At 64.1% G+C, this 24897-nt stretch carries 32 protein-coding genes; 11 read left to right on the forward strand and 21 right to left on the reverse strand.

The genetic code is table 11. The features are described 5' to 3' along the window. Nucleotides 1–34: 34 nt before the first annotated feature. The 5 genes from GIW81_RS02045 to GIW81_RS02065 all read right to left on the reverse strand — a co-directional run bounded on the left by GIW81_RS02045 (nt 35) and on the right by GIW81_RS02065 (nt 3390). Nucleotides 35–808, reverse strand: a complete 774-nt coding sequence (locus GIW81_RS02045) for a DUF5131 family protein (RefSeq protein ID WP_154739459.1) — start codon at nt 806–808, stop codon at nt 35–37. A 5-nt stretch (nt 809–813) separates the two neighbouring features. Further along, nucleotides 814–1650 (reverse strand): three-Cys-motif partner protein TcmP, encoded by an 837-nt coding sequence (gene tcmP / locus GIW81_RS02050; RefSeq protein WP_154737681.1) that lies wholly within the window; start codon nt 1648–1650, stop codon nt 814–816. After that, nucleotides 1647–2384 carry a recombinase family protein gene (locus GIW81_RS02055; RefSeq protein ID WP_154737682.1) on the reverse strand — a complete coding sequence of 246 codons (738 nt, stop codon included), beginning with the start codon at nt 2382–2384 and terminating at the stop codon, nt 1647–1649. Before GIW81_RS02055 ends, tcmP begins: the two co-directional genes overlap by 4 nt. A 130-nt stretch (nt 2385–2514) precedes the next feature. Then, a complete protein-coding gene (locus GIW81_RS02060) occupies nt 2515–2823 on the reverse strand; it encodes a hypothetical protein (protein ID WP_154737683.1) in 309 nt (102 codons plus the stop codon). A gap of 9 nt (nt 2824–2832) precedes the next feature. Beyond that, nucleotides 2833–3390, reverse strand: coding sequence for a hypothetical protein (locus tag GIW81_RS02065; protein ID WP_154737684.1), 558 nt, complete (start codon nt 3388–3390; stop codon nt 2833–2835). A gap of 29 nt (nt 3391–3419) precedes the next feature. On the opposite strand from GIW81_RS02065, the gene GIW81_RS02070 reads away from it, so the two are divergent. Further along, complete coding sequence (locus tag GIW81_RS02070; RefSeq protein WP_154737685.1) at nt 3420–3617, forward strand: hypothetical protein; 198 nt, start codon at nt 3420–3422, stop codon at nt 3615–3617. Here GIW81_RS02070 and GIW81_RS02075 read toward each other — a convergent pair. From GIW81_RS02075 to GIW81_RS02115, 9 genes are all read right to left on the reverse strand, one after another. Continuing rightward, on the reverse strand, nt 3607–3927 hold the full coding sequence (locus GIW81_RS02075; RefSeq protein ID WP_154737686.1) for a hypothetical protein: 321 nt from the start codon (nt 3925–3927) through the stop codon (nt 3607–3609). The genes GIW81_RS02070 and GIW81_RS02075 overlap by 11 nt on opposite strands. Then, on the reverse strand, nt 3924–4163 hold the full coding sequence (locus GIW81_RS02080; protein ID WP_154737687.1) for a phage tail assembly protein: 240 nt from the start codon (nt 4161–4163) through the stop codon (nt 3924–3926). The genes GIW81_RS02075 and GIW81_RS02080 overlap by 4 nt, the downstream gene beginning before the upstream one ends. Before the next feature lie 160 nt (nt 4164–4323). Continuing rightward, nucleotides 4324–4602, reverse strand: a complete 279-nt coding sequence (locus GIW81_RS02085; RefSeq protein WP_154737688.1) for a phage tail assembly protein — start codon at nt 4600–4602, stop codon at nt 4324–4326. A 77-nt stretch (nt 4603–4679) separates the two neighbouring features. Continuing rightward, entirely contained in the window at nt 4680–6869 is a 2190-nt protein-coding gene (locus GIW81_RS02090) for a phage tail tape measure protein (protein WP_154737689.1), read from the reverse strand. Nucleotides 6870–7063: 194 nt separating this feature from the next. Further along, complete coding sequence (locus GIW81_RS02095; protein WP_154737690.1) at nt 7064–8515, reverse strand: hypothetical protein; 1452 nt, start codon at nt 8513–8515, stop codon at nt 7064–7066. 196 nt (nt 8516–8711) lie between these two features. Beyond that, nucleotides 8712–8954 carry a MerR family transcriptional regulator gene (locus tag GIW81_RS02100; RefSeq protein WP_154737691.1) on the reverse strand — a complete coding sequence of 81 codons (243 nt, stop codon included), beginning with the start codon at nt 8952–8954 and terminating at the stop codon, nt 8712–8714. Between the two features lie 151 nt (nt 8955–9105). Further along, the gene (locus tag GIW81_RS02105; RefSeq protein ID WP_154737692.1) at nt 9106–9339 is read right to left on the reverse strand and encodes a hypothetical protein; all 234 of its coding nucleotides are present in this window, start codon (nt 9337–9339) and stop codon (nt 9106–9108) included. An 85-nt stretch (nt 9340–9424) separates the two neighbouring features. Further along, nucleotides 9425–9853 carry a DUF488 family protein, N3 subclade gene (locus GIW81_RS02110; RefSeq protein ID WP_154737693.1) on the reverse strand — a complete coding sequence of 143 codons (429 nt, stop codon included), beginning with the start codon at nt 9851–9853 and terminating at the stop codon, nt 9425–9427. A gap of 145 nt (nt 9854–9998) precedes the next feature. Next, nucleotides 9999–10331 carry a hypothetical protein gene (locus GIW81_RS02115; protein ID WP_154737694.1) on the reverse strand — a complete coding sequence of 111 codons (333 nt, stop codon included), beginning with the start codon at nt 10329–10331 and terminating at the stop codon, nt 9999–10001. A gap of 340 nt (nt 10332–10671) precedes the next feature. Here GIW81_RS02115 and GIW81_RS02120 point away from each other — a divergent pair, with 340 nt between their 5' ends. Continuing rightward, nucleotides 10672–11079: a hypothetical protein gene (locus GIW81_RS02120; protein WP_154737695.1), complete on the forward strand. Its 408-nt coding sequence runs from the start codon at nt 10672–10674 to the stop codon at nt 11077–11079. Between the two features lie 571 nt (nt 11080–11650). Here the strand turns inward: GIW81_RS02120 and GIW81_RS02125 are convergent. Next, nucleotides 11651–11854: a helix-turn-helix transcriptional regulator gene (locus tag GIW81_RS02125; protein WP_195930311.1), complete on the reverse strand. Its 204-nt coding sequence runs from the start codon at nt 11852–11854 to the stop codon at nt 11651–11653. Between the two features lie 342 nt (nt 11855–12196). Between GIW81_RS02125 and GIW81_RS02130 the strand changes: the two genes are divergently transcribed. Together GIW81_RS02130 and GIW81_RS02135 are read left to right on the forward strand one after the other, a co-directional pair. Continuing rightward, nucleotides 12197–12841 (forward strand): GIY-YIG nuclease family protein, encoded by a 645-nt coding sequence (locus GIW81_RS02130; RefSeq protein ID WP_154737697.1) that lies wholly within the window; start codon nt 12197–12199, stop codon nt 12839–12841. Between the two features lie 288 nt (nt 12842–13129). Next, complete coding sequence (locus GIW81_RS02135) at nt 13130–15388, forward strand: TonB-dependent receptor (protein WP_154737698.1); 2259 nt, start codon at nt 13130–13132, stop codon at nt 15386–15388. A gap of 81 nt (nt 15389–15469) precedes the next feature. Here the strand turns inward: GIW81_RS02135 and GIW81_RS02140 are convergent, their stop codons facing one another. Then, a complete protein-coding gene (locus GIW81_RS02140; protein WP_154737699.1) occupies nt 15470–15718 on the reverse strand; it encodes a hypothetical protein in 249 nt (82 codons plus the stop codon). Between the two features lie 147 nt (nt 15719–15865). Between GIW81_RS02140 and GIW81_RS02145 the strand changes: the two genes are divergently transcribed. The 3 genes from GIW81_RS02145 to GIW81_RS02155 all read left to right on the forward strand — a co-directional run bounded on the left by GIW81_RS02145 (nt 15866) and on the right by GIW81_RS02155 (nt 18215). Continuing rightward, nucleotides 15866–16723: an aldo/keto reductase gene (locus GIW81_RS02145; RefSeq protein ID WP_154737700.1), complete on the forward strand. Its 858-nt coding sequence runs from the start codon at nt 15866–15868 to the stop codon at nt 16721–16723. Nucleotides 16724–16789: 66 nt separating this feature from the next. Next, nucleotides 16790–17500 (forward strand): vWA domain-containing protein, encoded by a 711-nt coding sequence (locus tag GIW81_RS02150; protein WP_154737701.1) that lies wholly within the window; start codon nt 16790–16792, stop codon nt 17498–17500. An 85-nt stretch (nt 17501–17585) separates the two neighbouring features. Further along, the gene (locus tag GIW81_RS02155; RefSeq protein ID WP_154737702.1) at nt 17586–18215 is read left to right on the forward strand and encodes a hypothetical protein; all 630 of its coding nucleotides are present in this window, start codon (nt 17586–17588) and stop codon (nt 18213–18215) included. A 43-nt stretch (nt 18216–18258) separates the two neighbouring features. Here GIW81_RS02155 and GIW81_RS02160 read toward each other — a convergent pair whose 3' ends face one another. Both GIW81_RS02160 and GIW81_RS19310 read right to left on the reverse strand, forming a co-directional pair. After that, the gene (locus tag GIW81_RS02160) at nt 18259–18579 is read right to left on the reverse strand and encodes a hypothetical protein (RefSeq protein ID WP_154737703.1); all 321 of its coding nucleotides are present in this window, start codon (nt 18577–18579) and stop codon (nt 18259–18261) included. A gap of 147 nt (nt 18580–18726) precedes the next feature. Beyond that, nucleotides 18727–19095 (reverse strand): hypothetical protein, encoded by a 369-nt coding sequence (locus GIW81_RS19310; RefSeq protein ID WP_324615020.1) that lies wholly within the window; start codon nt 19093–19095, stop codon nt 18727–18729. Here GIW81_RS19310 and GIW81_RS19315 point away from each other — a divergent pair. The 4 genes from GIW81_RS19315 to GIW81_RS02185 are packed head-to-tail and all read left to right on the forward strand — an operon-like array spanning nt 19064 to nt 22277. Further along, on the forward strand, nt 19064–19219 hold the full coding sequence (locus tag GIW81_RS19315) for a helix-turn-helix domain-containing protein (protein ID WP_324614997.1): 156 nt from the start codon (nt 19064–19066) through the stop codon (nt 19217–19219). The two genes, GIW81_RS19310 and GIW81_RS19315, sit on opposite strands and share 32 nt — an antisense overlap. Beyond that, the gene (locus tag GIW81_RS19320) at nt 19213–19572 is read left to right on the forward strand and encodes a TetR/AcrR family transcriptional regulator C-terminal domain-containing protein (RefSeq protein WP_154737706.1); all 360 of its coding nucleotides are present in this window, start codon (nt 19213–19215) and stop codon (nt 19570–19572) included. The genes GIW81_RS19315 and GIW81_RS19320 overlap by 7 nt, the downstream gene beginning before the upstream one ends. Nucleotides 19573–19629: 57 nt before the next feature. Next, nucleotides 19630–20643, forward strand: a complete 1014-nt coding sequence (locus GIW81_RS02180) for a ligase-associated DNA damage response exonuclease (RefSeq protein WP_154737707.1) — start codon at nt 19630–19632, stop codon at nt 20641–20643. Between the two features lie 2 nt (nt 20644–20645). Continuing rightward, the gene (locus tag GIW81_RS02185) at nt 20646–22277 is read left to right on the forward strand and encodes a cisplatin damage response ATP-dependent DNA ligase (RefSeq protein WP_154737708.1); all 1632 of its coding nucleotides are present in this window, start codon (nt 20646–20648) and stop codon (nt 22275–22277) included. 23 nt (nt 22278–22300) lie between these two features. Here GIW81_RS02185 and GIW81_RS02190 read toward each other — a convergent pair whose 3' ends face one another. The 3 genes from GIW81_RS02190 to GIW81_RS02200 all read right to left on the reverse strand — a co-directional run bounded on the left by GIW81_RS02190 (nt 22301) and on the right by GIW81_RS02200 (nt 24894). Next, nucleotides 22301–22819: a hypothetical protein gene (locus GIW81_RS02190; protein WP_154737709.1), complete on the reverse strand. Its 519-nt coding sequence runs from the start codon at nt 22817–22819 to the stop codon at nt 22301–22303. Nucleotides 22820–22823: 4 nt separating this feature from the next. Then, the gene (locus GIW81_RS02195; protein ID WP_154737710.1) at nt 22824–23198 is read right to left on the reverse strand and encodes a hypothetical protein; all 375 of its coding nucleotides are present in this window, start codon (nt 23196–23198) and stop codon (nt 22824–22826) included. A 148-nt stretch (nt 23199–23346) separates the two neighbouring features. Beyond that, on the reverse strand, nt 23347–24894 hold the full coding sequence (locus GIW81_RS02200) for an MFS transporter (RefSeq protein WP_154737711.1): 1548 nt from the start codon (nt 24892–24894) through the stop codon (nt 23347–23349). Between the last annotated feature and the right edge of the window lie 3 nt (nt 24895–24897).

Raw genomic sequence — 24897 nt, forward strand, 5'->3', positions numbered from 1 at the left:
ACCTCGAGTCGTTGTCTGGCGCTGCTGCGAGGCGCTAAGCTGCTCTCTGGCGCGTGGCGGTCACAGTCGCCGGCATCTCATCCCAGGTTCGCCCCTTAAGCAGACGCCCTCTGCGCTTCTTCACGGGTCCGCCCCACTGCTTGAAGAAGAAGCTCGAGCCGTACTTCCTGGTGGCCGAAAGCAGGTCCAAGACCCATTTCTCTTCAACAGGGCGCGCGCCGGGCCCCGACTCGCCGCCGACGATGATCCAATCGATGCCGCGCAGGTTTGGCTTCGGTATCGCGCCCAGCAGCGGCTCGAAGGAGATGAAGCGCACGGCGGCAGAGACCTCGCGGATGGCGTCGATGCGATCGAGGTACGCGGCGCTCTCGACAGAGGTTCCTAACCACACGTTCGGTGTGACCGTCTTCCTCGTCTTGAGGAACGCCGCCATGCGCTGGGGGCGTTTGGTGAGCACCTGGAACTGATGCCAGTGAGCCTGTTCCATGACCGACCACACGGCGCTTACGAAGGTGTCGGGGACGCTTTCATGAAAGAGGTCGGACATCGAGTTCACGAAGATCAACCGCGGCTTCCTCCACCGCAGCGGGATGCTGAGAGCATTGACATCTAGGCGAATGGAGCCCGACCAGATCGCGCGGCCGCCAGACTTGCGAGTCGTCCCCTGGTACTTCGCAAGACCCATCGCCTGAAGTCGCGCAGCCATGCGCATGGCATAGCAGTTCGTGCAGCCGGGCGAGACCATGGCGCACCCCGCGACAGGGTTCCAAGTCGCATCCGTCCATTCGATGTCGGATCCGCCGGCCAGTAGGGTCACTCCCTCAAGAGGTGGTTCGCGATGTTCATCGAGGCCGCCTGCGCGGCCGGTGACGGATTCGAGCACGCGAACATTAAGGAGTAGAGTACCCGAGTCTTGTCTTTGAGGTGGAGCACGTTGCGCGCCACGCCGGGGAAGCCGGCTGCGCGTATTCGATCCTGAACCTCCTGATCGAGCATCTCCAGTGTCGCCACCTTCACCTGCTCAGGCTCGTTGCCGAAGAAATTGGTCTGCCGCGAGGGCTCATAGAACTTTTCTCGCCACCCCTTGTAGCCGAGGAAGGCGTCGATCTTGGCACCCCAACTGGCGGGCATCTGCGACCTTGTCTTCGTCGCCAGGCGCTGCAGGCCCATGCCGGTCGGCACCAATAGCCAGAGATCGACACCGGCCTTGCACCTGGCGATCGCCTGCAAGGTGCTCCACTCGAGCTGCATGCCATAGGGGTCAATGAACAGCACGACGCGGTGCTTCTTCGTCAACCTCTCCAGCAGCGCCGGCAGGATCGCATTGACGTCGCCGGCGTGAAAGGAGACGCGATCGAGCCGGTCAAGATGGCGCGCGGCGATCTGCTCGCGCAACCGCTTCAACGCCTTCTCAGATTTTTCAATGAGGTGATACTCCGCCATTGGAGGATCCAGCCCGACGGCCTGGAGCGCAGAGCCCGCCGTCGGCGCAGCCGCATCGCGCAGTATCACCTCGCCGCTACCGCTGAAGGCATCGATATAGACCGTCTTGGCCCAGCTCTGCCGGCTCATCACCTTCAGCCAAGCCTCGAGGTACTCGCGCACCTTGCCCAGCTTCTTCGTCGTCCAAGGTCCGCCGCGCCCCTTCACTTTCCGCTCCGCTCAGATATCGGTAGCGCTGTACTGTCGGATCCCGGCCGAGCGTCACGTCGCACTGAGCTGGAGATTTTGGACACCCTACGCGCGCGAGTTTGACTCGGCTGGCCGCCTACCTGCCGTCCAGCCACAACGAGGGCCTTGCGCGCCGCTGCGACAGTGCCGACGCTCGCGCCGGTCTCGGCCACGACGTCCCGCACCGACGCCCCCCGCAGTAACCCCGCTTTGATCTTCTCAATATCGAAGTCCGCGCCTCTCGGTCGGCCGATGGACTTGCCGCTCCTGGTGCCACTGGAGCGGGCCCTGGCGATGCCGGCGTTCACACGGGCCACGATCATCTCGCGCTCGAGCTCGGCGAACACACCGAGCATCTGGTAGAGCGCGCGGCCGGCGGGCGTCGTGGTGTCCAGGGCTTGCGTGTGGATGTAGAGGCCGCGGCGCGTCTCGCGGATGGTCTGGAGTATGTCAAGGAGGTCCTTCATGGACCGCCCGAGGCGATCCGAGGACCAGACGGCTACGATGTCGAAGTTCCGGCGAACTGCATCCTTGAGCAGCCTGTCGAGCCCCGGCCGCTTCGCTCGGCCCTTCGACCCGCTGATGCCCCTGTCCTCGTGTACGGCGACCACGTCGTGCCCCGACCGCGCCGCCCACCTGTGCAGCTCTTCGAGCTGGTTGGCGGTAGTCTGCGCATCCGTGGAAACGCGCGCGTAGATAGCGACACGAGCCATAAACCCTCCCGCGACGTGTTCAAAAGGTAGTGGATTTGAACATACTTTACGGCGTTCCGGAGAGCCAGTGTTTTGGGGGTTATCAGCGAGGTTTTTCGACAGGGGTTTTGAACAGTACCGGCGCGGACGCTCACGGCAAGATCAAGTTGATGCGCAACTGCGCGTCGGCTCGTTCCGCCTTCTCTCGTGCCACCGCGACAACTTCGTCGGGAGCGTCCACAACCTTCTCGAGCAAGTCCCAGTAGGCGGCGAGCCGTCGCTCATCTTCGACCCCGAGGTCGGGCCGGAGCAGGCCTTCAAGCTCGGTGACCTGATCGAATGTGAGCACGCTCAGCAGGCGCGCGAAGGCGGCTGTCACTTCGGGATATGGATCGACTCGTTCGCGTAGTCGGGCGCCGAAAACCTTCTCAAGTCGCTGCAGTCGCGTGCTCGTGCTCATTGTCACCTCCTAATGCCGCGGAGCGGCGTTCGATGAGAGCGTGCGCTCAAGGGCCACCAGCCGCGCGTCGTGCTCGACGTCGACCAGGGCACGTCGATGTATGTCGACCAGGTCGCTTAGCTGTCGTCCCTGCTCCGGCGTGATCTCGGCGTTCGTCACGCCAGCCCTGATGGCGGACAGGGCGCGCGGGACATCCTCGACGCCATCGATATCGGGAAGCTTGAACTTGAGGACGCGAGGCGCCGCGCCGTAGCCGCGGCTCGCGCCCATCATTTTCAAATAGAACTGCGCCGCATTGCTTTGGACTGCAGGGTTCCGATCATCTGCGATGCGCTTGATGATCACGCCTTCGGCGATGTCGAGGCGGTTCTCGAGAATCTCGGCGAGCGCCGCCTTCACGTCTGGGTAGCGCTCCACGTAGTTCGTCACCGTTGTGGGGGAGCAACGCAGCACCTGAGCTGCGCCGAGGCGGATACCGGCGCTGGCCTCGAGGGCTGCGATGACCTGAGCCGGGGAAAACTTTTCATGTGGCCGGCGAGCCGCGGCCTCACGCTTCTTGCGTGCCATGACTTACACTCGTGTTCTAGAGGACTGCGATGAACCGCTTGCGCATGAGCCACGCCTTCAACCCCATGATGGGTCGTTGGATCGCGATCGTGTCGGACAAACACATCGCCAACGGCGACCGCGAGACCAACGTGCTGGCGGTCGAGTTCTTGGGCTCCGAGGAGGCCTGCTACGCGTGGTTTGAGCGCGTGCAGGCCGAGCGCCCGTGGGAGCGGCTTAGATCTTGAAGCGGATCTCACGGCGGCCTGCGGCAGCCAGCAGCAGCTTACGCTCGGGGGGCGAAGCGGCGCCGAGAGCAATTTGCCATTCCCGCCGATCCAGCACCGGCTCCTTGCCGCGTGGCGGCCGAGCGATAGCGGCCGGCATGTAGCCGGCGTCGCGAATAGCCTTGCGGACCTTTTGCAGCTGGCGGCCGCCGGCATGCAGCGTGTATCCGCCCGCGGCGTCAGACTCATACAGAGGTTGCTGGCTCGACGGCGCCTCGCTGATGGATTCAATCGAGGTCGGCAGCTCGTAGAGCGAGTGGGGATAGCTCATGGGTTGTCCTTGGGTTTGAAGGTTGAAATTTCATCGAGGACGATGTCGAGCCGACGGATGTCGGCGAGGTCGAGCTCGTCGATCACGCGACGGTCTAGGCCGGTCATCACCGCGTAGGCGGCGAGGCGGATCTCGAGCACGTCCTCGCGGCTCGGTCGGCGCACCATGAGGGCGCGCACGACCGAGCCGTCGTCGAGTTCGATGGGGTACAGCAGCGTTAGCTTGGTGCTGGTCATCGCGCACCGCCTTCCGGCCGCACGTGCATGGCATTCCAGCGGGCGACCGCCTCAGCGTGATCCGCCACCATGTCGAGCCAGTCGAGCTCATCGAGCTCCGACGGTGACCAATGATAGATCAGCGCCAGATCGTTGCGGATCTGGCGCCAGGCGTAGGGGCTTATCGGCGACCCGCCGCCTTTTGGCTGTCCGACAAAAAATCGGTGACAACCGCACCCAGGCGCGTGAGGTCGGCTGCGTCCATCTCGTCGAGCACGCCCTCCTCGACGCCGGCGAGCAACGCGAAGAAGGGGAACATTTTCTCGACGCTCGACGACCCGTCGGGCAGGAAGCGCATGTCGCGGCCCTTGGGGCGACGCAGCTTCAACGTGGCGATCGTCGCGCCCTGGTAGTCAATCGGGTAGGCGAGCTTGAGCTCGACGGGCTTGGTACCTGTCATGGGCTTCTCCAATGAAAAAGGCGCCCGGAAGCGCCTGCTGATCCGCGATGCCGTCGCGGGCGGAATTGGTGGTGTGGCTAGTTGCCGTCGATCGCGGTTGCGCCCCGCACCTTGGCGCCGACGGCCGAGCCGACGGCAGATCCGATGGCGCCTGGATCGGCGTTGGTTTGCACGCTGACGGAGACACTCGTGCTGACGCCGCCGACATTGACGGTCTTGCTTTGATCGATGTTGTTGGTCGTCGGCCCCGCGATGCTCGGCGGCATCTGCAAGCCGCTAGGCAGTGTTGCGAACCGGCCGACGCCGCCAGCGGGCGGCGCGATGACGGCGCGGGCACCAGCGGCCGCGCCTGCGATCCCACCAGCCTTGCCGCCGCCCCAGAGCGAACTCAGTGACGGCAGGGAGCCAAGCAGCTCGCGGATCGCCCGCAGCGGGTTGAGAAGCTTGTTGGCGGCCGCCGCGCCAGCATCGAAGAAGCGCGTGAGCGACCCCGAGTCGAGCGAACCGAGATCGAACAGGAAGTCGATGCCCGATTTGATCTTGCCAAACACACTGCCGAGGATCGGCAGTTGACCAGCGAGCCACTGAAAGGCCTGCTGGGCCTCAGAGCCCTGCCAGCCGGTGTTGAGGCCCGACCAGAAGCCCGACGCCGCGGCCTCGATCGCGGGGTAGAACGTCACGATGCCGAGCAGCGCCGCGCCGACGCCGGTGCCGAGCGCCAGCAAGCGAAGGCCGGCAAACAGGGCGGCAAGTGGACCTGCGACTCGCGCCACCGTGGCGAGCGCATGCACGACCATCGGCCCCGCACGCGCCAAACCCTGCAGCACGCCGAGTAGCGCGCGGCCCGGCAGCAGCAGGAGCGCGAGCCGCGTGCCGAGGCCCGCGAGCGCGAAGCGCAGCATTGCCGCCGGCAGCGCGATGGCGGCGAGACCACCGAGCAGCATCGCTGCCCAGCCCGTCGCGCGCTGCACCCAATCGGGCATTTGCACGAAATCGGTGAGCCGATCGCGGGCGAAGTTCATCACGGCGATCATGTCCCCGGCAAAGCCCGACCTGCCGATAGACAGCCGAGCCGCCTCAACATTGGCCCTCAGGCGATCGAACACGCCTGGCAGGCCGGCCATCTGGTCGTCGGCCATCTTGCGCGCAACGCCGTCGGCCGTCTCGAGCTCGCGCGTGAGACGCCGAAGCTCGCTCACGCCACCGGACAGCAACGCTGCCAGGATCGGTCCGCCCCGGTCGCCGAAAGCCGCCATCGCCTGTTGGGCCGTAACGCCCTTCTTCTGCAAGTGCTCAAGTAGGTTTGGCAGATCCTTGAAGTGTCCGTTCTTGTCGTAGATGTCGCTCGGGTCGAGGCCGAGGCTGCGGAGAATATTTTGCGTCGGCTTTGTCTCCTTCACGAAGCCGCTCATCATGCGTCGGAAGCCGGTGCCGGCGAGCGAGCCCTTGATGCCCTGCTGCGACAAGAGGCCGACCGCAGCGGCGGTCAGCTCGAGCGGTACGCCGAACTGCTTCGAGATCGGGCCGGCCATCTTGAAGGCCTCGCGCAGATCTTCGAGCTTCGAAAACGTTTGGCGCTGCGTTTCGGCCAACACGTCGGCGACATGAGGCAGGTCGGCGTCGCTCAACCCAAACTGGTTCTTGATGCCGATCAGCGTCTCCGCTGTCTTCTCTAGCGGCTCTCGCGCGCCCTGGGCGACCATGATGGCGGTCGGCATGGCCATGATGGCCTCGCGCGCCTCGTAGCCGGCCGCGCCCATCTCGCCGAACGCCTTGGCGATCGTCGTCGCCGAGAACGTGGTCGTGGTCGACAGCTCGATGGTCTTCTTCTCGAGCGCCTCAAGGTCGGCGATCGAGCTCCGCGTCATCACCGCGCGTGTGTTGTTGATCTCGCGTGCGAAATCGAGGTTCGAATTGAACAACCCGCGGCCCAGGCCGCTGCCGTAGCTCAGCACGCCAGCGAGGCCGAGGCCGGCGCCCAGACCCACCAGGCGATTATTGCGGCCCACGCGGGCCGCCATCGCGCCGTGGCTGCGCGTCGCAGCATTCATCTGCTGGGCCAAGCCGGCAACCTGGCGGCTCGATGCCGTCGCGGCGGCGCCGATTGAGCGCACGCCGCTCGCGGCACCGTTGGCCGCGCCGGTGATGTTGCGCGAGGCCGCCTGAATCTCGCGGCTCATGCTCGTGAACGATCGGCCAGCAGTGCGTGCTGGCGCCGTGAGCTGGTCGCGCAGTTGCAGCAGGATCTGGACGGCGAGGTTGCTCATGGGAATACCTGTTGGACGCGCGCAGGCGTTCGCAGCAGCAGGTGGCTGCCGCGCGTGCGCAATGTTGTGGAGATTTCCAACACCCCGACGCCGAGCCCTCCCCTCCAGGAAGGCGAGCACGGCGCCGAGGTTAACCGGTCGTTTGGGTGAATGATGCCGACAGCTTCGAGCTCGCGGACCAAGTTACGCAGTGTCTATGCGGACCCGCGTTCCACTTCCTGAGCCTTGAGCGACATCGCGCGGTCGGCAATTGCCTGCGCAAAACTGTCTTCGACACGTTTTTGGAGGTCGCGACCGTAGCCCCCGGGGCCAGCGGCGCGTGCGATGTCGGAGAACAAGAGCTTCGCGCCTACCTCGTCGTCGAACGCAACCTTGTGCCGAAGCGCCAAGTCGCCCACAAATTTTGCGGACAAGAACACCCACGGGGATTCGTACGGGCAACCATCACGTCGCTCGGCGACTTCGCCCCCAGCGTGCATCTTAGGCGTGCCCCGCAGCGAGTACACGGCCTCGCGCAAGACGTCGCTGGCCAGCTGATCATCGTCGAACGTGCGCCCAACCGTTCGGTACCGCCAACTGCGGGTCCGTTCAACACCATCTACTACGTGCTGAGGTTCGGCCTCAGGGCAGATCTCTCGCAGTCGATCGAGCAATTTGTTGAGCAGCGTGGCGCCCAGTGTTCGGTTGTCGCCGCGTGGGTCCGGTACTCCACCACGCCGCGGAAAAGAAGCACGCCCGTTTGACGACGTATTGGAGGTTTGCCCTCTTTCTAAAGGCGAAGCCGGCTCTCTCCCCCCGGAACGGGGGGATAGGGGGGACTTCACTTCAAGTGGAGGATCTTTCTGAGGTTCTCCCGTAGGAGAGGTTAGTCCCGCACCGCTGCGGGTACCCCTCTCCTCGTCCGCGCGGGTACCTTCCCGCTCATCTGCGGGTACGTCTCCGCTTGGCTGCGGGTACCCGCAAGAAATTCCCTCGACATCGAATGCGGCGGCGGCAAGGGTCGGCAACGTGGTTTCAGAGCTGTCGTAGTCGCCAAATTTTGACTTCCGAGTCTGACGTTTCACGTGCCCCGTATCGACGAGCCGTTTGAAGGCGCGCTCGACTGTAGTCCGCGAAACGCCGAGATGCTCCGCGTAGTAATTGTTGCCGTGCCAGTCCTTGCCCTTCTCGCGGTTGATGCGGTCGACCACGCAGGAGAACAGCGCGCAGGACGCCTTTGTCTGCCGAGCGTCCCGATTTACTGCCTCTCGCGCGGCCTGCAGTGCCCCACGCCAGCCGCGCCGTGCCCCATGCGGAAGAGCCTCGCCTTTTTTCTTGTCGTCCGGGATGGAGGCGATCTTCTCGGCGTAGAACGCGAACGGTTGGGTGGCTGGCGTCGGCGTCTGATTCTGTTTTGGCCGTCCGCGCCCTGCCGGGTGGGGACCTTCCTGTTGGAGCCTTCCGCGCTCCTCGACTAGGACCTCCGCCAGCACGTCGCCGATGTCGCTATAATCGGATGATGAGCCGACGTCGCGGCACGGAAATTCGATCACGTTTTGGGCGCGCATCGAAGTGTCCAAGTCCGCGTTCGGGACGGTGGCAGCGCTCGCAGGTTCGCGAATTTCGATAGCGCGTGTGCGCACTTGCGTGTCGTTGTAATGGTTCATGTTTCAGACCTCGCATGATGACCTTGCGGCCGTCGCCCTAGCCCGAGCGCGGTCGCTTTCTTTGAGCGGAGACATTTGCGCCGCTCGCGCATGCGGTCTGGTCTGGTCTGGATGGTGAGACGCCGGTATTAGCTCTGGTCAGGAGCAGCGTCTCGGAGGTGGCCTGGAGCACGCCACCGACGCGAGGCTATTAGATTCAGCCTCGGCCTGGGTTTGCTTCTGCGGCGCTATCCACATCAATGTACGGAGCTGCTGACCCGCTGAGGCCTAAGTAGGCAAGAAGATCGTCCTCGACGACATAGTAGATCCCGCCGATCAACACCGGCGGCGGCAGTCCCCCAGGCTCGCGCAACAGGCGCTTGGCCTTGCTCGGGCTCATGCCGAGCTGGCGCATCGCGGCGGTAAACCTGACCATCTTCGGTAGACGTCGATTGTCCATGTCGTTTCTCCACGCACACGCGCGCGACCGCCGCTAGGCGTCACGTCGACGTGTCGATGATGTTGGGGATGTAGAAAATGCAAAGCGCCCAGGTTGCCCCAGGCGCAAAATCGGAGAATGCCGAAATGTGTACTCGACCAGCGCGCTGGCGTCAAGCGGTGTTATCAGGTTCGCGCTCGCGTCTCTTCGCCAGCGCATCAAGCCGAAGCTCAAATCTCTTCGCCCATGCATCGAGCTGAACATTCAGAGATGCACTAGTGCGGTCTACTGCTACCTCCGCTCGATCGAATGCGGCCTTGAGGTCGTCGAGCTTTGCGAACAGCAGATCGAAGCGCTGCTGCTGCAGCGCGGCTTCTCGAGCGACAATGTCTCTGAGCGTCGACACCCGTGCAGCTTAACGCCCCGCACGACGTCGGTGAAGCCCGAGTTGGCGACGGCCGGGGTAGCAGTACCCAAGGCGCGCGGGGCTTCTAGGATTCGCCGCCGGGCATCTGCAAAAGGCTGAGCTTCGGATGTCGACTGCCGCAGCCGCAGTCCTCCATTCCGTACTCGAACACATCGAGGTCGAGTGTCTGCTTCAACCACAGGCTCACGAGGCCCCTGTGGCACCAGTCCGGCTTGTTGGGCGCCTCGTAGCAGACCAACGTGGGAATGCGTCCGTCCGCGAACGCCACGAGCTCGGAGACGACGCGCTCCGGGTCCAGCTGGTCGAGCACCTCGGCTTGGTAGCGCTTCCGGTATTCCTCGGGCGAGACGCTCGAGAACCATGGGCCGGGGGCCAATTTGGGATACCGGCGATAGCCCGCCGGCATGCCCCGTGGCGTGCCGCGCGAGATGCCCACCCGCAGGTGATCTTCGGGGAGCGCCACGTACCAGCTGCTGGTCAAGATTCTCGGCATGCAGATCCCGTGTCTCCTGTTGCTCGCTTGTCGTAGCGCGAACTAGTGAAGCGGCCCATAGCTTGCTGCGGAGCGCCGCAACGCTCCATCATCTGCTGCCATGTTCGCGAAGACGCCGCCGCCCCTCGGGACGGCGGCGTTGTTCTTATTGGCGCTTCTTCTCGAGCTCGTAGAGCGCCCCAAGGAGCTTCGCCAACATCTCGTCATCGGGCGTCTGGGCCTGCTCGGTCAAGCAGCCCTGGCGGCCGTAGTCGTGGAATTCCGCCACTACATTCCGCAAGGCCAGCACGCTCTCAAGTGTGCCATCGACCGGGATGGACCGTGCGATCTTGAGCATGCGCTCGTCGCATGCCGCCACCTCTACACGGGCCCGCTTGTGAGCTCTCGTTCCGACAAGTACGACAGACTCGCGGTCGATAGCCTCGAGCCGAGCCGGAACGAGGGTCGCGAACTCCTTCATCAACGCTTCCGTCAACATCTGCACCTCCGCAATAGGGTTGGAGAAGACATCCTAGATTGCATGCGCCACTCGCGGCACGAAAAGCGCAAGGTATCGTTCAAGTTTCTGTGATTTATGTAGCTCAATAAGTTACATAAAGTTTTTCCATGACCAAGGCTAAGCCACATAGAGGGCGTCCACGGCTCGCCCGGTCGGCTCTGCTCGCGCCCGTGATGATCAGGTTCCCCGGAAGCATGTTGAAGGCCATCGACGCCATCGCGAAGCGACGTCTAGACCGGCCGAACCGCAGTGCTATCGTGCGCGAGCTCGTGGCCGAGGCGATCGCCGCCAGGTCGGCTCGTAGGAGGAGGAAGGGCTAGTGTGGATCGCCGGTGCCGGTGCCTTGGTGTTGATGCTCTTGTGGTTCTGGGTCGACCTCGGCCTGCCTGACAACGAGTGGCTGATGCTAGCGGCGGTGGCCGCCATATTCGCACTTGGCGGGTGGCTTCAATTTCGCGGCGACCCGCAGGACGCCGACGACCTGCAGCCCGGCACTGAACGTGCGGCCGGCGCGCTGCCGAAGCGCGTCGAGACGGTCGCCTTCTTCGCGTCCGCCGTGATCCCCTACTGGGTCGGCCTCGCGGTCTGGGGCCTCGAGAGCGACTGGCCCATCGCCGCCGCTCTGCTAGGTATCGCGACGTTCGTCCTCGGTTACCTGACGTGGCTCAGCTACGCTGCAAGACGGGCTGAGGAGGGCAAGAAGACTGAACGAAAGAGCACCAGCTAACGACAGGTCTCAGCCTCGCCTGGAGTCGCGTTGCGCGGTCCTGGACATGGCGGGAGTCGACGCCCCGCAGGGAGTCGCGGCGCGCGGTCCTGGAACGCGGCGGGAGTCGGTTCCTCGACAGGTGCACCAGCCGCCGCGGTTAAGCAGCGACTCGCACGGGAGCCTCGGGAACCTCACAGGCAGCGACCGGCGCTCCAGGCGGTGGATAGAGCCGAGGACGATTGCGCGTGCCGTCTGGGTTCTGAGATGATCCGTAGACCTTCTTGCCCGTGGTCATGCGCGTGAACTCGCGCGCGACCGAGTTCCAGGGCCGGATCACAAAGTTATGCCTCGTGCACATCTCTCGGTAGTTTGTTTGAACCTCGGCTACAGACATCGGTGCGTGCCAGCCTGCTGCCATGAGATGGTCTACGAGAGCGGCGGCCAGTTTTTCGGGAGGCAAATAATTCTTCGGTCTACTGGGCGGCGTCGCTGCCACTTGCCGACCAGAAGCAAGCGGCTCGCCGCGGGCCGTCTCAGGCGACGCGGACTCTGCCCTAAGCAACCGAGACCACAATCGACGTAGCACCGGTCAGAGCTCCGGCGCGTGAGTCGTATCGCCGACGACGTGCGGCAGCGTGAGACGCCACGCTTCGATTTCGTCCTCCAGGAACACCACCCTTCCCGGGCTCGCCTTGCGCGCCTGGGGGAACAGACCACGTGCCCTCAGCCGGTCGATGGTCGACCGCGACAGTCCCGTCAGCTCGCTGACTTGCTTCTTGCTCAGCATCTTCATGAACGTCCTCCTAGCTTCGAGAACGATCATGAGTGCGCCTGCTCGATACGCGCAATACCGGCGATGCCACGCCGTCGTGCGTTAGCGAACCGAGCTTACTTTAAAATAGCAACTTGCCGCATACCGCGTTGAAAACGCGATGCCATTCGAAGTTTCTACTTTCGAATTTGGTTTTAACGATCCACAGCTTTGTCAACACGTGAGATCGGGCATGCGCTCGCCGCTAATTCCGCGTTTGCAAGAGAGCATAAGCGGGCTTGGATGCCGACCGACTTGCCTGACAGTGCCAACCCTCGCTAGTGGTCTGCACGCAAAAAGAAGTTCTCAAGACGAGACCCACCCATGCCAGACATCGAGCAGTCGTCGGAGACGCATCCCGAAGAGATGACGTTGGGGAGGAGAGCGAAGGTCGTCCTGTCGCAGAATGGGGAGCCTATGACCTATCGCGACCTCATCACGGCGCTGTGGTCGACGTTCCCGGAATACCGTGATCATAGCTTTAGTCGTCATCCGAGGGAGGCTGAGGCACGGCGCGAGGTACGGACACGGCTGGGCGGCCTGGTGCGCAACAACCCCGACATCTTCACGGCGACGAAGGCCGACGGCATCGTTTTGGTCGGGCTGGCCGCCACGTCGGAAGATGTCGCCGATGATGCCGAGGAGGACGAGGACGACGCTGAGCCGGGGACGCCTTCGGTCTACTGGTACACGTTTCCGGCTTACCAGCGCGCCGATGGGCCTTATCCTATTAAAATTGGCTGGGGCAAAAGGCCCACTGACAGGATCATCCGCCAGTCGAAGACAGCGATGCCGGAACACCCAATCGTTCTCGGTACCCGTGAGCATGTGCAGGCCTTCGATCTAGAACGGGCACTGCATGCCGTGCTTGTGCTGCGGGGTCGACGAATTCGGACAGCACCGGGAGCGGAGTGGTTCTCAACCACGCCCGCAGAAGTGGCGGAACTCATAGGCGTGTTGCTCGGCTGACGCTAAGCGAAACAGAGTCCGTGCACCGTTGAAAGGGGGATGCAAAGAGGGACGCCCGGAGCACGCTTCGGTCTAGAAGCTTGGCGACGCGAAGGTTTTCCCTCGGCGTTCGGCCGCCACCCCTTCCGCCACCCCACCACTTAGGATTGTGACGTTTGTGTCATCTGGGCATCGGCCGGCCAGATTCTCCTCTGCACAGACTTCAAAACTGGACCATAGAAGTCATGAATATTACCGTCCGCGAACGATCAGACCTCAAAGTCATCTCGTATCGCGTAGGGGGTTCAAGTGGTGTTGCGTCTCGGCGGGCGTTCGTGGAACTGCGTCTATAAGAAGTCTGCGTTTTTCGGTGCCCTTTTGGCGAGTATAGCGCCGGTCGAAGCGCAGGAAGCGCCCAAGACCGACCAGCTGCCTCCCGTCGTCGTCGAGACGGGCCCCGCGCCCGCGGCGAAGAAGAAATCGTCCGCCAAGAAGAAGGCAGCCCCCTCGACCGCGGTCGCGGTCACGCCCGAGCCCGTACCACCCGCGCAGTCGACCGAGCCCACCTCCGGCGGCCCGCTCGGCAACCCCAACCCTGGCGGCGTCATCGGCTACATGGCCACCCGCACGTCAACGGCGACCAAGACCGATACGCCGCTCATCGACATTCCGCAGTCGATCACCGTCGTTCCGAAGGAGCTGGCGAAGGACCAGGGTTCGCGCGACATGCGCCAGCTCCTGTCCTACGTTCCCGGCATTGTCGTTGGCCAAGGCGAAGGCCATCGCGACGCGCCGACCATCCGCGGCGTCAGCACCACGGCCGACTTCTTCACAGACGGCATGCGCGACGACGTTCAGTATTTCCGCGACCTGTACAATATCGAACGCGTCGAGGTGCTGAAGGGCCCGAATGCCATGATCTTCGGTCGCGGCGGCGGCGGTGGCGTCATCAACCGCGTCACCAAGAAAGCGGAGGGCGAGCGTCTTTACGAGGCAACGACGACCTACGGCTCGTTCGACACCAAGCGCGTCGAAGTCGACGCCGGCCAGGCGATCACCAACGACTTTGCCTTCCGCATCCTCGGCATGTACGAGGATTCCGGCAGCTACCGCGATTTCGTGGACCTGGAGCGCTTCGGCATCAACCCGAAGATTGCGTTCAAGCCGGACGACAGCACCGTCGTGCACCTTTCGTACGAGTACTTCAACGACGACCGCACGGTCGATCGTGGTATTCCGTCGCGAACGGGCACGAACAAACCCGTGAAGGTCGATCCGAGCACGTTCTTCGGCAATCCGTTCGACAGCTACATGACGTTCGAGTCGCACGTCGCGACGGCGATCGTCGAGCACAAGTTCGACAACGGCATCAAGATCAAGAACCAAACACTGTACGGCAACTACGACAAGTTCTATCAGAACATCTACGCGAACGGTGCCGCGAATGGCGCCGGTGTCGTGTCGCTCGGCGCCTACAATTCGCTCACCTTACGCGAGAGCGTCTTCAACCAGACGGACCTAACGGCCAAAGTCGATGTCGGCGGCGGCATTCGCCATACGCTGCTCGCCGGCACGGAGTTCGGCTATCAGACGACCGACACCCAGCGCGATCCGACATCGAATGACTACGTGTTCGCCAGCAACTCCGTCATCATTCCCAATACGGTGACGACGGCGGGCCCTGCGTGGGGCTCAAACAAGGGGCCGCTGAATCAGACCGAGCTCGCGTTGGCAGGCGTCTATATTCAGGACCAAATCGAGATGAGCCGTTACTTCGAGGTCATCGGCGGTATTCGCTTCGATCGTTTCGATCTCGATTTCCACGACAGCACTGGCGCATCGCGCGGGCGCGTGGACGACGTCTGGTCGCCGCGCATCGGCGCCGTATTCAAGCCTCTGGACTACCTGTCGTTCTACGTCAGCTGGTCAAAGTCGTTCCTACCATTCTCGGGCGAGCAGTTCAGCACGCTCAGTGTGCAGAACGCCAACCTCGCGCCGGAGGAGTTCAACAACCACGAGATTGGCTTCAAGTGGGATGTCACCCCGCGCCTCTTCTTCACAGGTGCCTTGTTCATGCTCGATCGCGAGAACCAGTTGATCGCGACGGGCCCGGGCGCCGGCACGCAGGTCGGCAAGACGCGCACCGAGGGCGGTGAGCTGGCGCTCACGGGCTATCTCACCGAGGACTGGGAGACCGTCGTAGGTTATGGCTACCAGGGCGCCGAGGTGTTAGTCGGTGCGCCCGCCCAACTGGGCAAGGAGATAGCGCTCGTTCCACAGCACACGTTCTCCATGTGGAACAAGTATCGCTTCCTGCCGGGGTGGGCTGCCGGACTTGGCGTCGTCAGCCGCACCGGCATGTACGCGCTCATCGACAATACCGTAAAACTGCCGGGCTTCGCCCGCCTCGACGCGGCGCTGTTCTGGGACATCAACGAGAACCTCGAGGCGCAGCTCAACGTCGAGAATGTGCTCGACACCGAGTACTACGCCACGGCGCACAACAACAACAACATCACGCCCGGTTCGCCGCAGGCGTACTTCGTGACGATCACGTCGCGCTACTGACGGCTCCCGCCGAAATTGGGCACGCACAAAAATGCCCCCGCATCGCTGCGGGGGCATTTTGCGTGGCAATCGATGCTGGACCTAGAAGCCCAGGTAGATGCCGAAGCCCGGGCGGCGATAGTAGCGGCGCCCATAGCCGTAGTGGTGACGGCGGTAGTACCCACGGCGCCAGCCGCGGCGATGACCATAGTAGCCGGTCTTCTCGACGTTCGACTGCGTCGCCTGCTTGCTGACGTCCTTAGCTGCCGGCAGTGCGCTCGCGCCCTGGGGCACTGCGAACAGCAGGCCAACGGCGGCGGCGCAAACGGCAAGGGTCGCTTTTAGTTTCATTGTCTGTCCTCCTATTACTGCGAGAGGAACACCTCAGTCGAAGGATGGTTCCCAGCCGTTGCCGATCGGCCGGCATACTGTCGCAGTTGTTGTTGCAGCGCGGCGAGACGCTACATTGCTTCGACGACGATGCGAGGGAGACGAGAGATGACGACAGCGAATGCCGCGAAATCCGGAAGCTTTAAGATCGGGGGCGATCTCGCCGTCAACCGCTTGGGCTTCGGTGCCATGCGCATTGTCGGCAAGGGCGTGTGGGGTGAGCCCGAGGATCGCGACGAAGCTTTGCGCACACTGCGCCGCGTGCCCGAACTCGGCATCGATTTGATCGACACCGCCGACAGCTATGGACCGGAAATCAGCGAGCGCCTGATCCGCGAGGCGCTCCACCCCTACAAAGGTCTGGTCATCGCCACCAAGGGCGGCCTCCTCCGTCCCGCCCCGGACCAGTGGGAGACGTGCGGACGTCCCGACTACCTCCGCCAGCAGGTGTTCATCAGTCTGCGACGTCTCGGCGTCGAGCGCATCGATCTCTGGCAACTCCATCGCGTCGATCCGAACGTGCCGCGCGACGAGCAGTTCTCGGCCATCGCCGCCATGCAGAAGGAGGGGCTCATCCGCCACGTCGGCTTGAGCGAGGTCGGCGTCGAGCAGATCACGGCCGCGCAAAAGCACTTCAAGGTCGCGACCGTGCAGAACCTCTACAATCTCACCAAGCGCTCCAGCGAGCCCGTGCTCGAGCATTGCGAGAAGCACGGCATCGGCTTCATCCCCTGGTTTCCCCTCGCCGCCGGCAACCTAGCGAAGCCCGGCTCGAAGCTCGATGCGATCGCGCACGCGCACGACGCGAGCCCGGGCCAGATCGCGCTTGCCTGGCTCCTGCAGCGCAGCCCGGTGATGCTGCCCATTCCCGGAACAGGCAAGGTGAAGCACCTGGAGGAGAACGTCGCGGCGGCCAACATCACCCTCACCGACGCCCAATTCGCCGACCTCAACGCGCTTGCATAAAGTCACCGTGAATTGGCGAACGCTTTGTGCTTCACTGGCCTGAATGCCGCTGAAGGCGCAAGGTGCATGGCTCATCGCCCCCCGGTCATCGTAGCGACACTGGTCGCCGCGGCGTTTTTCGCCGCTACAGCGACGTTCGCACAAAGGGCAGCCCCGTCGTGCCGTGATGACGCGATGCTCGTGTTCGACGCGTCGGGCTCCATGGCCGGGACCGATTTCAACAACCCGCCCACGCCGCGCATCGCCAAGGTGAAGCAGGCGCTGGCCAAAGCCCTGCCGCAGGTCGCCGCCGCACGCAACATCGGCCTCATCGACTATGGTCCAGGTCCTGCCAACCAGTGCAACAACATCGATCTACTGCTGCGACCTGCGCCCTATGCCGCTGAGCAGATCATGAACGAGATCGACAAACTGATCCCGGCGGGGCGTACGCCGCTGACGGCGGCGGTGCGCGAGGCTGCGCACGTGTTGCAGTTCCCCGAGAAGCCGGGCGTCGTCGTACTACTCACCGACGGCGAGGAAACGTGCGGCGGTGATCCCTGCAAGATGGGACAGTCGCTGCGCTCGCAGGGCGAGAACCTCACCGTTCACGTCATCGGCTATCGCATGCGCGACACGGCCACTGCCACCGGCTACCTCCAGTCCCGCTGCCTCGCCGAGAGCACGGGCGGCCTCTATATCTCGGTGGAGACGACCGATCAGCTCATCGAAGCCCTGAACAAGATGCTGGGCTGTCCTGCTGTCTCGGCGCTGCCCCAGTCGCCCTGGCGGCATTGATAAACCCTTCTCGGCGCAACCGTCTGGTCATAGGCGGCGCTATCCTTCAAAAGAGCCCTCAAGCGGAACTCTGAGGGCGGTACAAATGACTTCGTCGATTTTTGCGCGCGCTATCGTAGTCGTCGCATGGTGCGCACTGTCGGCTTCGGCGATGGCCGAGGACCGCCCGATCGATCGCGATTGGCACACCGGCGTCATCGTCGCCCCCGGCGCCAAGACCTGGACCGCCGACAACTACGAGCAGAAGCAAGGGCTCATCAACGAGACGGCGACGGCGCGCGGCAAGACCTGCACGAACTACGCCTTCATCGGCTGGCCGTCAGCCGCCGGCGACATCCAGGAGATCTTGGCCACCACGCGCAAGAACTACGAAACGGAGGGCTGGTCGGTCACGCAGACACAGGGCGACATCGCCACCGACACGATCTGGACGGTGCGCAGGGGCGACCGCGAAGCGGTGATCCTGTGGGGCGGCGTGATGGGCTCGACCATCTACCTTTCGTGCCTCACCGCCGGATCGCCCGCCTCCGATCCCATCCAGACGCTCTTCGTCGGCATTCTGCTGCCGATCGGCCTCGGCTGCCTCGGCGCCGGCCTGTGGCTGATCCGGCGCCAACGCGCGTACGGCGCCGTCAGCGTCGTTGGTGTTGTATTGGCTGGTGTCGGTGCAGCTGCGCTCACGGCAATCGCCGTGCTGGTGCTGTTCGTCGCCTAAAGGCGCGGGCGCCCCGGATGGGCGCCCACTGCGCAATCTTTGTCTAGTAGTTTTGCTTCAGCCCGGCGGCGAAGGCAAAGCGCATCGGCGCGGCCGCAGTTGCCACGCGGGCGCCTGCTGCCTGCGCGCTCACCGGCAGGCTCGGCACCGCGTTGGCCGAGGTCGATGCGACCGGCCATTGGCAGACGAACATCCCGACGAACAGAGCGGCGAATATTCCGAACTGGCGCAGATGCATGCTGCGGGTTTGGCGCTCGGTGGTCTCGATGATGTAGATTTTCAGGGGAAGGTCGAAGTCAGCCACGGCTCGACCTGGTGCCGTCACCGGCACGTACGCCGATAGCACCTCTTTGTGTTCCGTCACGTTGCACTCTCCTGGAAGCGGTACGAACCAGTGCCCTCAGGATCGAGACATGGCGCGACATTTTGGCCGCCTCGTGACAACGAGGTTAATCGCTGAACTTTATTCGGCAAGCTGAGCGACTGATCGCGCGCACGAAATGGCATCGCCTCAATGTGCGGGCGCTGCCACATTCGCAGCCGGGCGGCGCACCATAATTGCGGCGAGCGCCAGCCCTGCGAACAACAGCGTCAGCAGCAGGAACACACCGGCGAAGGCCATCACCACACCCTGCCGATGCATGATTTGCATCAGCTTTTTCAAAGCCATGGCTTGTGCGTCGGTGCCGTAGGCGGAGAAGCGCTGCGCCAGCCCGTTGAAATGCAGGTTTCCACCCGCGAGGCAGCCAAGAGGCCGACCGAGGAAGGTTCCAAGCGCCGCCAGATTATCGAGGGCGCGCGTAAGCTGTTCCTGGCGCAGGGCTTCGACGCCGCCAGCATCGGGCGAGATCGCCCGCCAGGCGGGCGTCTCGAAGGGCACCCTCTACGTCTACTTCGACAGCAAGGAGGGGCTGTTCGAGGCCGTGGTCGAAGACGAGCGGGGGGCCAGGCCGAGCAGGTTTTTCGGCTCGACCATGCGGATCACGACGTCGCGGCCGTGCTGACCCGCCTCGGCAAGGCTTTCGTCGAGTTCCTGTGCCAGCCATCGGGGATTTCGCCGCTACGTACGGTCATGTCGATCGCCGAGCGCATGCCCGAGGTCGGGCGCAGCTTCTACGAGGCGGGGCCGATGTGCGGCATTACCCGACTCGGCGCCCATCTCGACGCCCAGGTCGAGGCGCGTGTCCTGAAGATCGAGGACACCGAGGTCGCCGCCGCGCAGGCCCTCGATTCCTGCCAGTCCACCATGTTCAAGCCGCTGCTGTTCAATGCCGGCGGAGCGCCGACCGAGGAGCGCGTCGCCTACGTCGTCGGCATCGCGGTGCGCACTTTCCTCGCCGCCTACCAGCGCCGCTGAGGCTGGCGGAGAGGCGCCGCAGACCCCACATTACGGGCATCTCCACACGAGGTGCGAATGGGCGCTGCCGGCGTCGACAAGTGGCTGTATCCGACCGACCGGGGGCTCTTCTGCGAACCCGGCGGGTTCTTTGTCGATCCCTCGCGCGCAGTCGATCGCGCTGTCATCACCCACGGGCACTCGGATCACGCGCGCTCCGGCCACGGGGCCGTGCTGGCGACCAACGAGACCCTTGAGATCATGAAGGTGCGCATGGGGCCGGGGTGTGCGGGCGCCTTCGAGCCGCTTGCTTATGGCGCGACGCAGTCGGTCAACGGCGTCGACGTGCGTCTCGCGCCCGCCGGGCACATCCTCGGCGCCGCGCAGGTCGTGCTCGACTGGAACGGCCAGCGCGCCGTCGTCTCCGGCGACTACAAGCGCGCCGCCGATCCGACCTGCCCGACGTTCGAGGTCGTGCCGTGCGACGTGTTCGTCACCGAGGCGACATTCGCGCTCCCCGTCTTCCGCCACGAGCCGGCCGAGGCCGAGGTCGGACGTTTGCTGGCATCTATGGCGCGCCAGCCGGAGCGCGCGCATCTCGTCGGCGCCTACGGTCTCGGCAAGACGCAGCGCGTCATCAAGCTCGCGCGCGAGGCCGGGTATGACAAACCGATCTACCTGCACGGCGCGCTCGTGGAGCTATGCGCACTCTATCAGCGTCTCGGCGTCGACCTGGGCGACCTGCGTCCCGCGACCACCGACAAAGACGAGGACTTCACCGGAGCGCTCGTGCTCTGTCCCCCTTCCGCCGTCGACGACCGCTGGTCGCGGCGCTTCCCCGATCCGGTGAGCGCCTTCGCCTCGGGCTGGATGCGCATCAAGGGCCGCATCCGCCAGGCGGGCGTCGAGCTGCCGCTCGTCATCTCTGATCACGCCGACTGGCCCGAGCTGCTCGACACCATCGTCGAAACCGGCGCCGAGGACGTGTGGGTTACGCACGGCCGCGACGACGCGCTCGTCTATCAGCTCGGCCTCATGGGTCGCAAAGCGCGGGCGCTGTCGCTGGTCGGGTTCGAGGACGAAGGCGAATAACGATGCAGAAGTTTGCCAACTTGCTCGACTGCCTCACGACGACGCCGTCGCGCAACGGCAAGCTCGGTCTGCTGGTCGAGTATTTCCGCTCCGCACCCGACCCCGACCGAGGCTTCGCGCTCGCCGCCCTGACCGACGGCCTTTTCCCGCGGCTGCCATTGCGGCGGGCGCTGGCCGAGCTGATGGCCGACAAGATCGATCCCGTTCTCTACCAGCTGTCGCGCGACTACGTCGGCGACACGGCGGAAACCGTTTCGCTGCTGTGGCCCGACAAGCGCGACAAGCGTCCCTCGCCGCGCCTCGCCGAGGTCGTCGCCGCGCTGGAGCTCGCGCCGCGCAGCAACGTCGCCCCCATCCTCGGCGACTTCCTCGACCGGCTCGACGTGCGCGGACGCTGGGCGCTTCTGAAGCTCGTCGGCGGCGCCCCGCGCGTCGGCGTTTCCGCCCGTCTCGCCAAAGCCGCGCTGGCACAGATGAGCGGCCACGAGCTGTCCGACATCGAGGAGATGTGGCATGCGCTAAAGACGCCCTATACCGATCTCTTCGCCTGGCTGGAGAACCGCGGCCCACGTCCCAGCGCGGAGGGCAAGCCGGTCTTCCGCCCGCTGATGCTCGCGCATCCGATCGAGGAAGGCGACTGGGCGGACCTGAGCCCCACCGATATCGTCGCCGAATGGAAATGGGACGGCGTGCGCGTGCAGCTCGCGGCCGGGTCATGCCGAAGGCATGCTTCCAGCATGAGCGAGGTGCGCATCTTCTCCCGCTCGGGCGACGACATCTCGGCGAGCTTCCCGGAGATCGTCGCCGCCTTCCAGCCCTACGATGCCGTGCTCGACGGCGAGCTGCTCGTGGTGCGTGACGGCGTCGTTGCCCCCTTCAACGACTTGCAGCAGCGCCTCAACCGCAAGACCGTCACGGCGAAGATGCTGCGCGACTATCCGGCGTTCGTGCGCCTCTACGACATCCTGATCGACGATGGCGAGGACGTGCGCCCGCTGCCTTTCGCCGAGCGCCGCGAACGGCTCGAGGCCTGGCACACGCGCCACCATCCGCGGCTCACCGACGTCAGTTCCATCGTCGCCTTCGAGGACTTCGGCGCGCTCGACGCCTTGTGGAGCAGCGCGCGCGAAGCCGGCATCGAGGGGCTGATGCTGAAGCGCAAGTCGAGCCCGTATCTGTCGGGGCGCCCCAAGGGCCATTGGTGGAAATGGAAGCGCGCCGCCCTGACTGTCGACTGCGTGCTCATGTATGCCCAGCGCGGCTCCGGCAAGCGCTCGTCCTACTATTCCGACTATACCTTCGGCGTCTGGCGCGTGACCGAGGACGACGACGGCAAGCCGGCGCGAGAGTTGGTGCCGGTCGGCAAGGCTTACTCGGGCTTCACCGACGAGGAGCTGCTGCGCTTGGACCGCTTCATCCGCAACCACACCATCGAGCAGTTCGGCCCGGTACGCGCCGTCGAGCCGACCATGGTCTTGGAAATTGCCTTTGACGCCGTGTTCCCGTCATCGCGGCACAAGTCTGGCCTCGCCATGCGCTTCCCCCGCGTGCACCGCATTCGGTGGGACAAGCCCGCCGAAGAAGCCGACACGCTCGAGACCGTGCAGAAGCTCGTGGTGGCGGCTGCCGCCTAGCTGCGCTCTTAACGAAGCGCCGGTCAGAGCATTGCGTTGGTGAACCAAAGAATTACGAAAACCGCAAACGCACCGCTCGCGCCCACCGCGAGGCGCGTCCCCAATTTCAAGTCTGCCCGGATCAACCCGCTGACCTCAGTCGCAATCGCTCCCAAACCGAGACTAAGGAGTCCTTGCACCAGTTTGGTCTGGAGAGGTGTCGTTTCGGGGAACGAGAATGCCAGCACTGTAGCGGCGCCAACCAGAATAATACCAACGATTAGAGCGATGTGGTTCTCTTTAGGTGCTATGTCGACATCATAAGTGAATGTGTAAGACGATACGCCTGGCGCCAAGGTTTGCGTCTGCTTCTCGCCGGAATAATCGACGGTCACCCCAACCGGACCGGTGTAGTCATTCTCCAGATCGATCCGCGCGCGACCATCACTCTCAGGAACGCTACCCGCCACCGCTCCATCCAGTGAAAAACTGATCAGCGCCCCAGGCAGCCGTCGGCCGTTCCGGTCTTTTACGAAGATGTCTATCGAGCGCGACAACGTCATTTGGCTACCCACAAATGCGTACTTGGCGTCCTCCCACGCGGCAGACGACACACGGCTGGCCCGTGGTGCCATCAGCGCAACGGCCACCGGGTATTGTCGCGGTGAGCCTTCTGGGTGGGTTGGTGAAAACAAAGCTCACAGCGTGGTCTCTTGCATCAATCTCACGAATTTCCTTGAGATCGGCGATGCGCGCCTCGAGCCTCAATGTCACTCCGGGATCTGCAAATTCAAGCAAACTGCTTCCGCTGCTTGTGATCGTGCCGACAAACTCGTTATCGAGGTAGACGTCAATCAAGGCGCCAGCAATTGGTCGACCTTCGGCGTCCACAACGGAAATTTGAAGCCGAGGCGACGCCTCCGGAGGGGCAGCAACCGCCATTTGAAACTCCAATAGATTGATCAGAAATGACGCAAAGAAATGAGTGCAACAAGATTAGCTAGCTTTTTTAGAGCAAGGGTACGTGCCTACGCAAGCCTCAGCTCGATGGCAACGCGCCACCCACAGCCACGCTAGAGGCTACACGACCTCAGTGCGAGTTTTCTCTGGGCATGCCGGCGCGGCGCAGAAGGGTCGCCGCGAGGATGGCGGCGAGGACGGCACACACCGCCGACACCGCCGACGTCACCTCGAAGGCATAGACGAACGCGCTACGAGCCGTCGCCAGAAGCTGCGCCGCCTGCTCGTTCGGCAGGACGTAGGCGGCGTCGACGGCGCTGCCCAACCCGTCGCGCGCCCGCTCAATCGCCGCGACCGGCAGCGAGCCTGGGTCGGCCGCAAGGAACGCACGCCCGTAGACAAACGTGAACAGGCTGCCCAACACAGCGATGCCAAGCGCGCCGCCCAGCTCGAAGCTGGTTTCCGAAATGGCAGAGGCGGCGCCTGCCCGCTCTGCCGGCGCAGCACCCATGACGAGATCGGTGGTGATGGCGCCGATCGGCGACAAGCCGATGCAGAATGCCATCATGCCGGCGAACAGCAGCCACGGCGTCTTAGCGTCGGCGATCTGCGTCAGCGCCGCAAAGCCAGCTGCCGACAGCAATAGCCCGAGTGCGATTACGTGCGACGGCTTGAACCGGCGCACCAGGAGCGGCGCCGCCATCGAGCCGAGCGCGAACACGATGCCCGACGGCGCCATCCACAGCCCGGCCTGCATGGGGTTCATAAGCAGGACGAGTTGCAAATACTGGGTGATGAACAGGAACGAACCCAGCACCATGAAGAGGCCCAGCACGTTGGTCGCCAGCGCCGCGCTGAACGCGGGCGTCGAGAACAGCGTGACGTCGATCAGCGGATCGGCGAGCCGGCTCTCGCGCCGGAAGAAGATCGCGGCGACCGCGAGCCCGATGACGATCGACGCGAAAGGCAACGGCGCCCAGCCGTCCTCGGCCAGGCGCTTGATGCCGTAGATGACGCCCAGCACGGCGATGACCGATAGCCCCGCGCTGACCAGATCCATACGCCCGGCATTGGGATCGCGGAACTCCGGTAACAAAATAGGACCGAGGAACAGCAGCATCAGCATGACCGGCACATTGATGAGGAACACCGCGCCCCACCAGAAGTGCGCCAGGATGAAACCGCCGAACACGGGGCCGACGACCGCGCCGGCGGAGAAGCTCGCCACCCAGATGCCAATTGCGAACGCGCGCTCCTGCGGATCTAGGAACATGTTGCGGATCAACGAGAGAGTCGACGGCGCCAGCGTCGCCGCCGCAAGCCCCTGCAGCGCACGCGCCGCGATCAGCATCTCGGTTGACGTCGAATAGGCGGCGAGCACCGACGTGATGCCGAACGCCGCGGCGCCGATGAGCAATACCTTGCGCCGCCCGATCCGGTCGCCGAGCGTTCCCATGGTGACCAGCGCGCCGGCGACCATGAAGCCGTAGATGTCGACGATCCAGAGAAGGCCGGCCGCACTCGGCCTCAAGTCGGCGACGATCTCCGGCACCGCGAGATAGAGGACCGTCAGGTCCATCGAGTAGATGAGGCAAGGAATGGCGATGACCGCGAGGCCGATCCACTCCCGCCGGGTCGCCTTGGCGGGCACTTCGTGTCGAAGGAATTTGTGCTGCATCGC

It is taken from the genome of Hyphomicrobium album (assembly GCF_009708035.1).
Classification (GTDB): Bacteria; Pseudomonadota; Alphaproteobacteria; order Rhizobiales; family Hyphomicrobiaceae; genus Hyphomicrobium_A; species Hyphomicrobium_A album.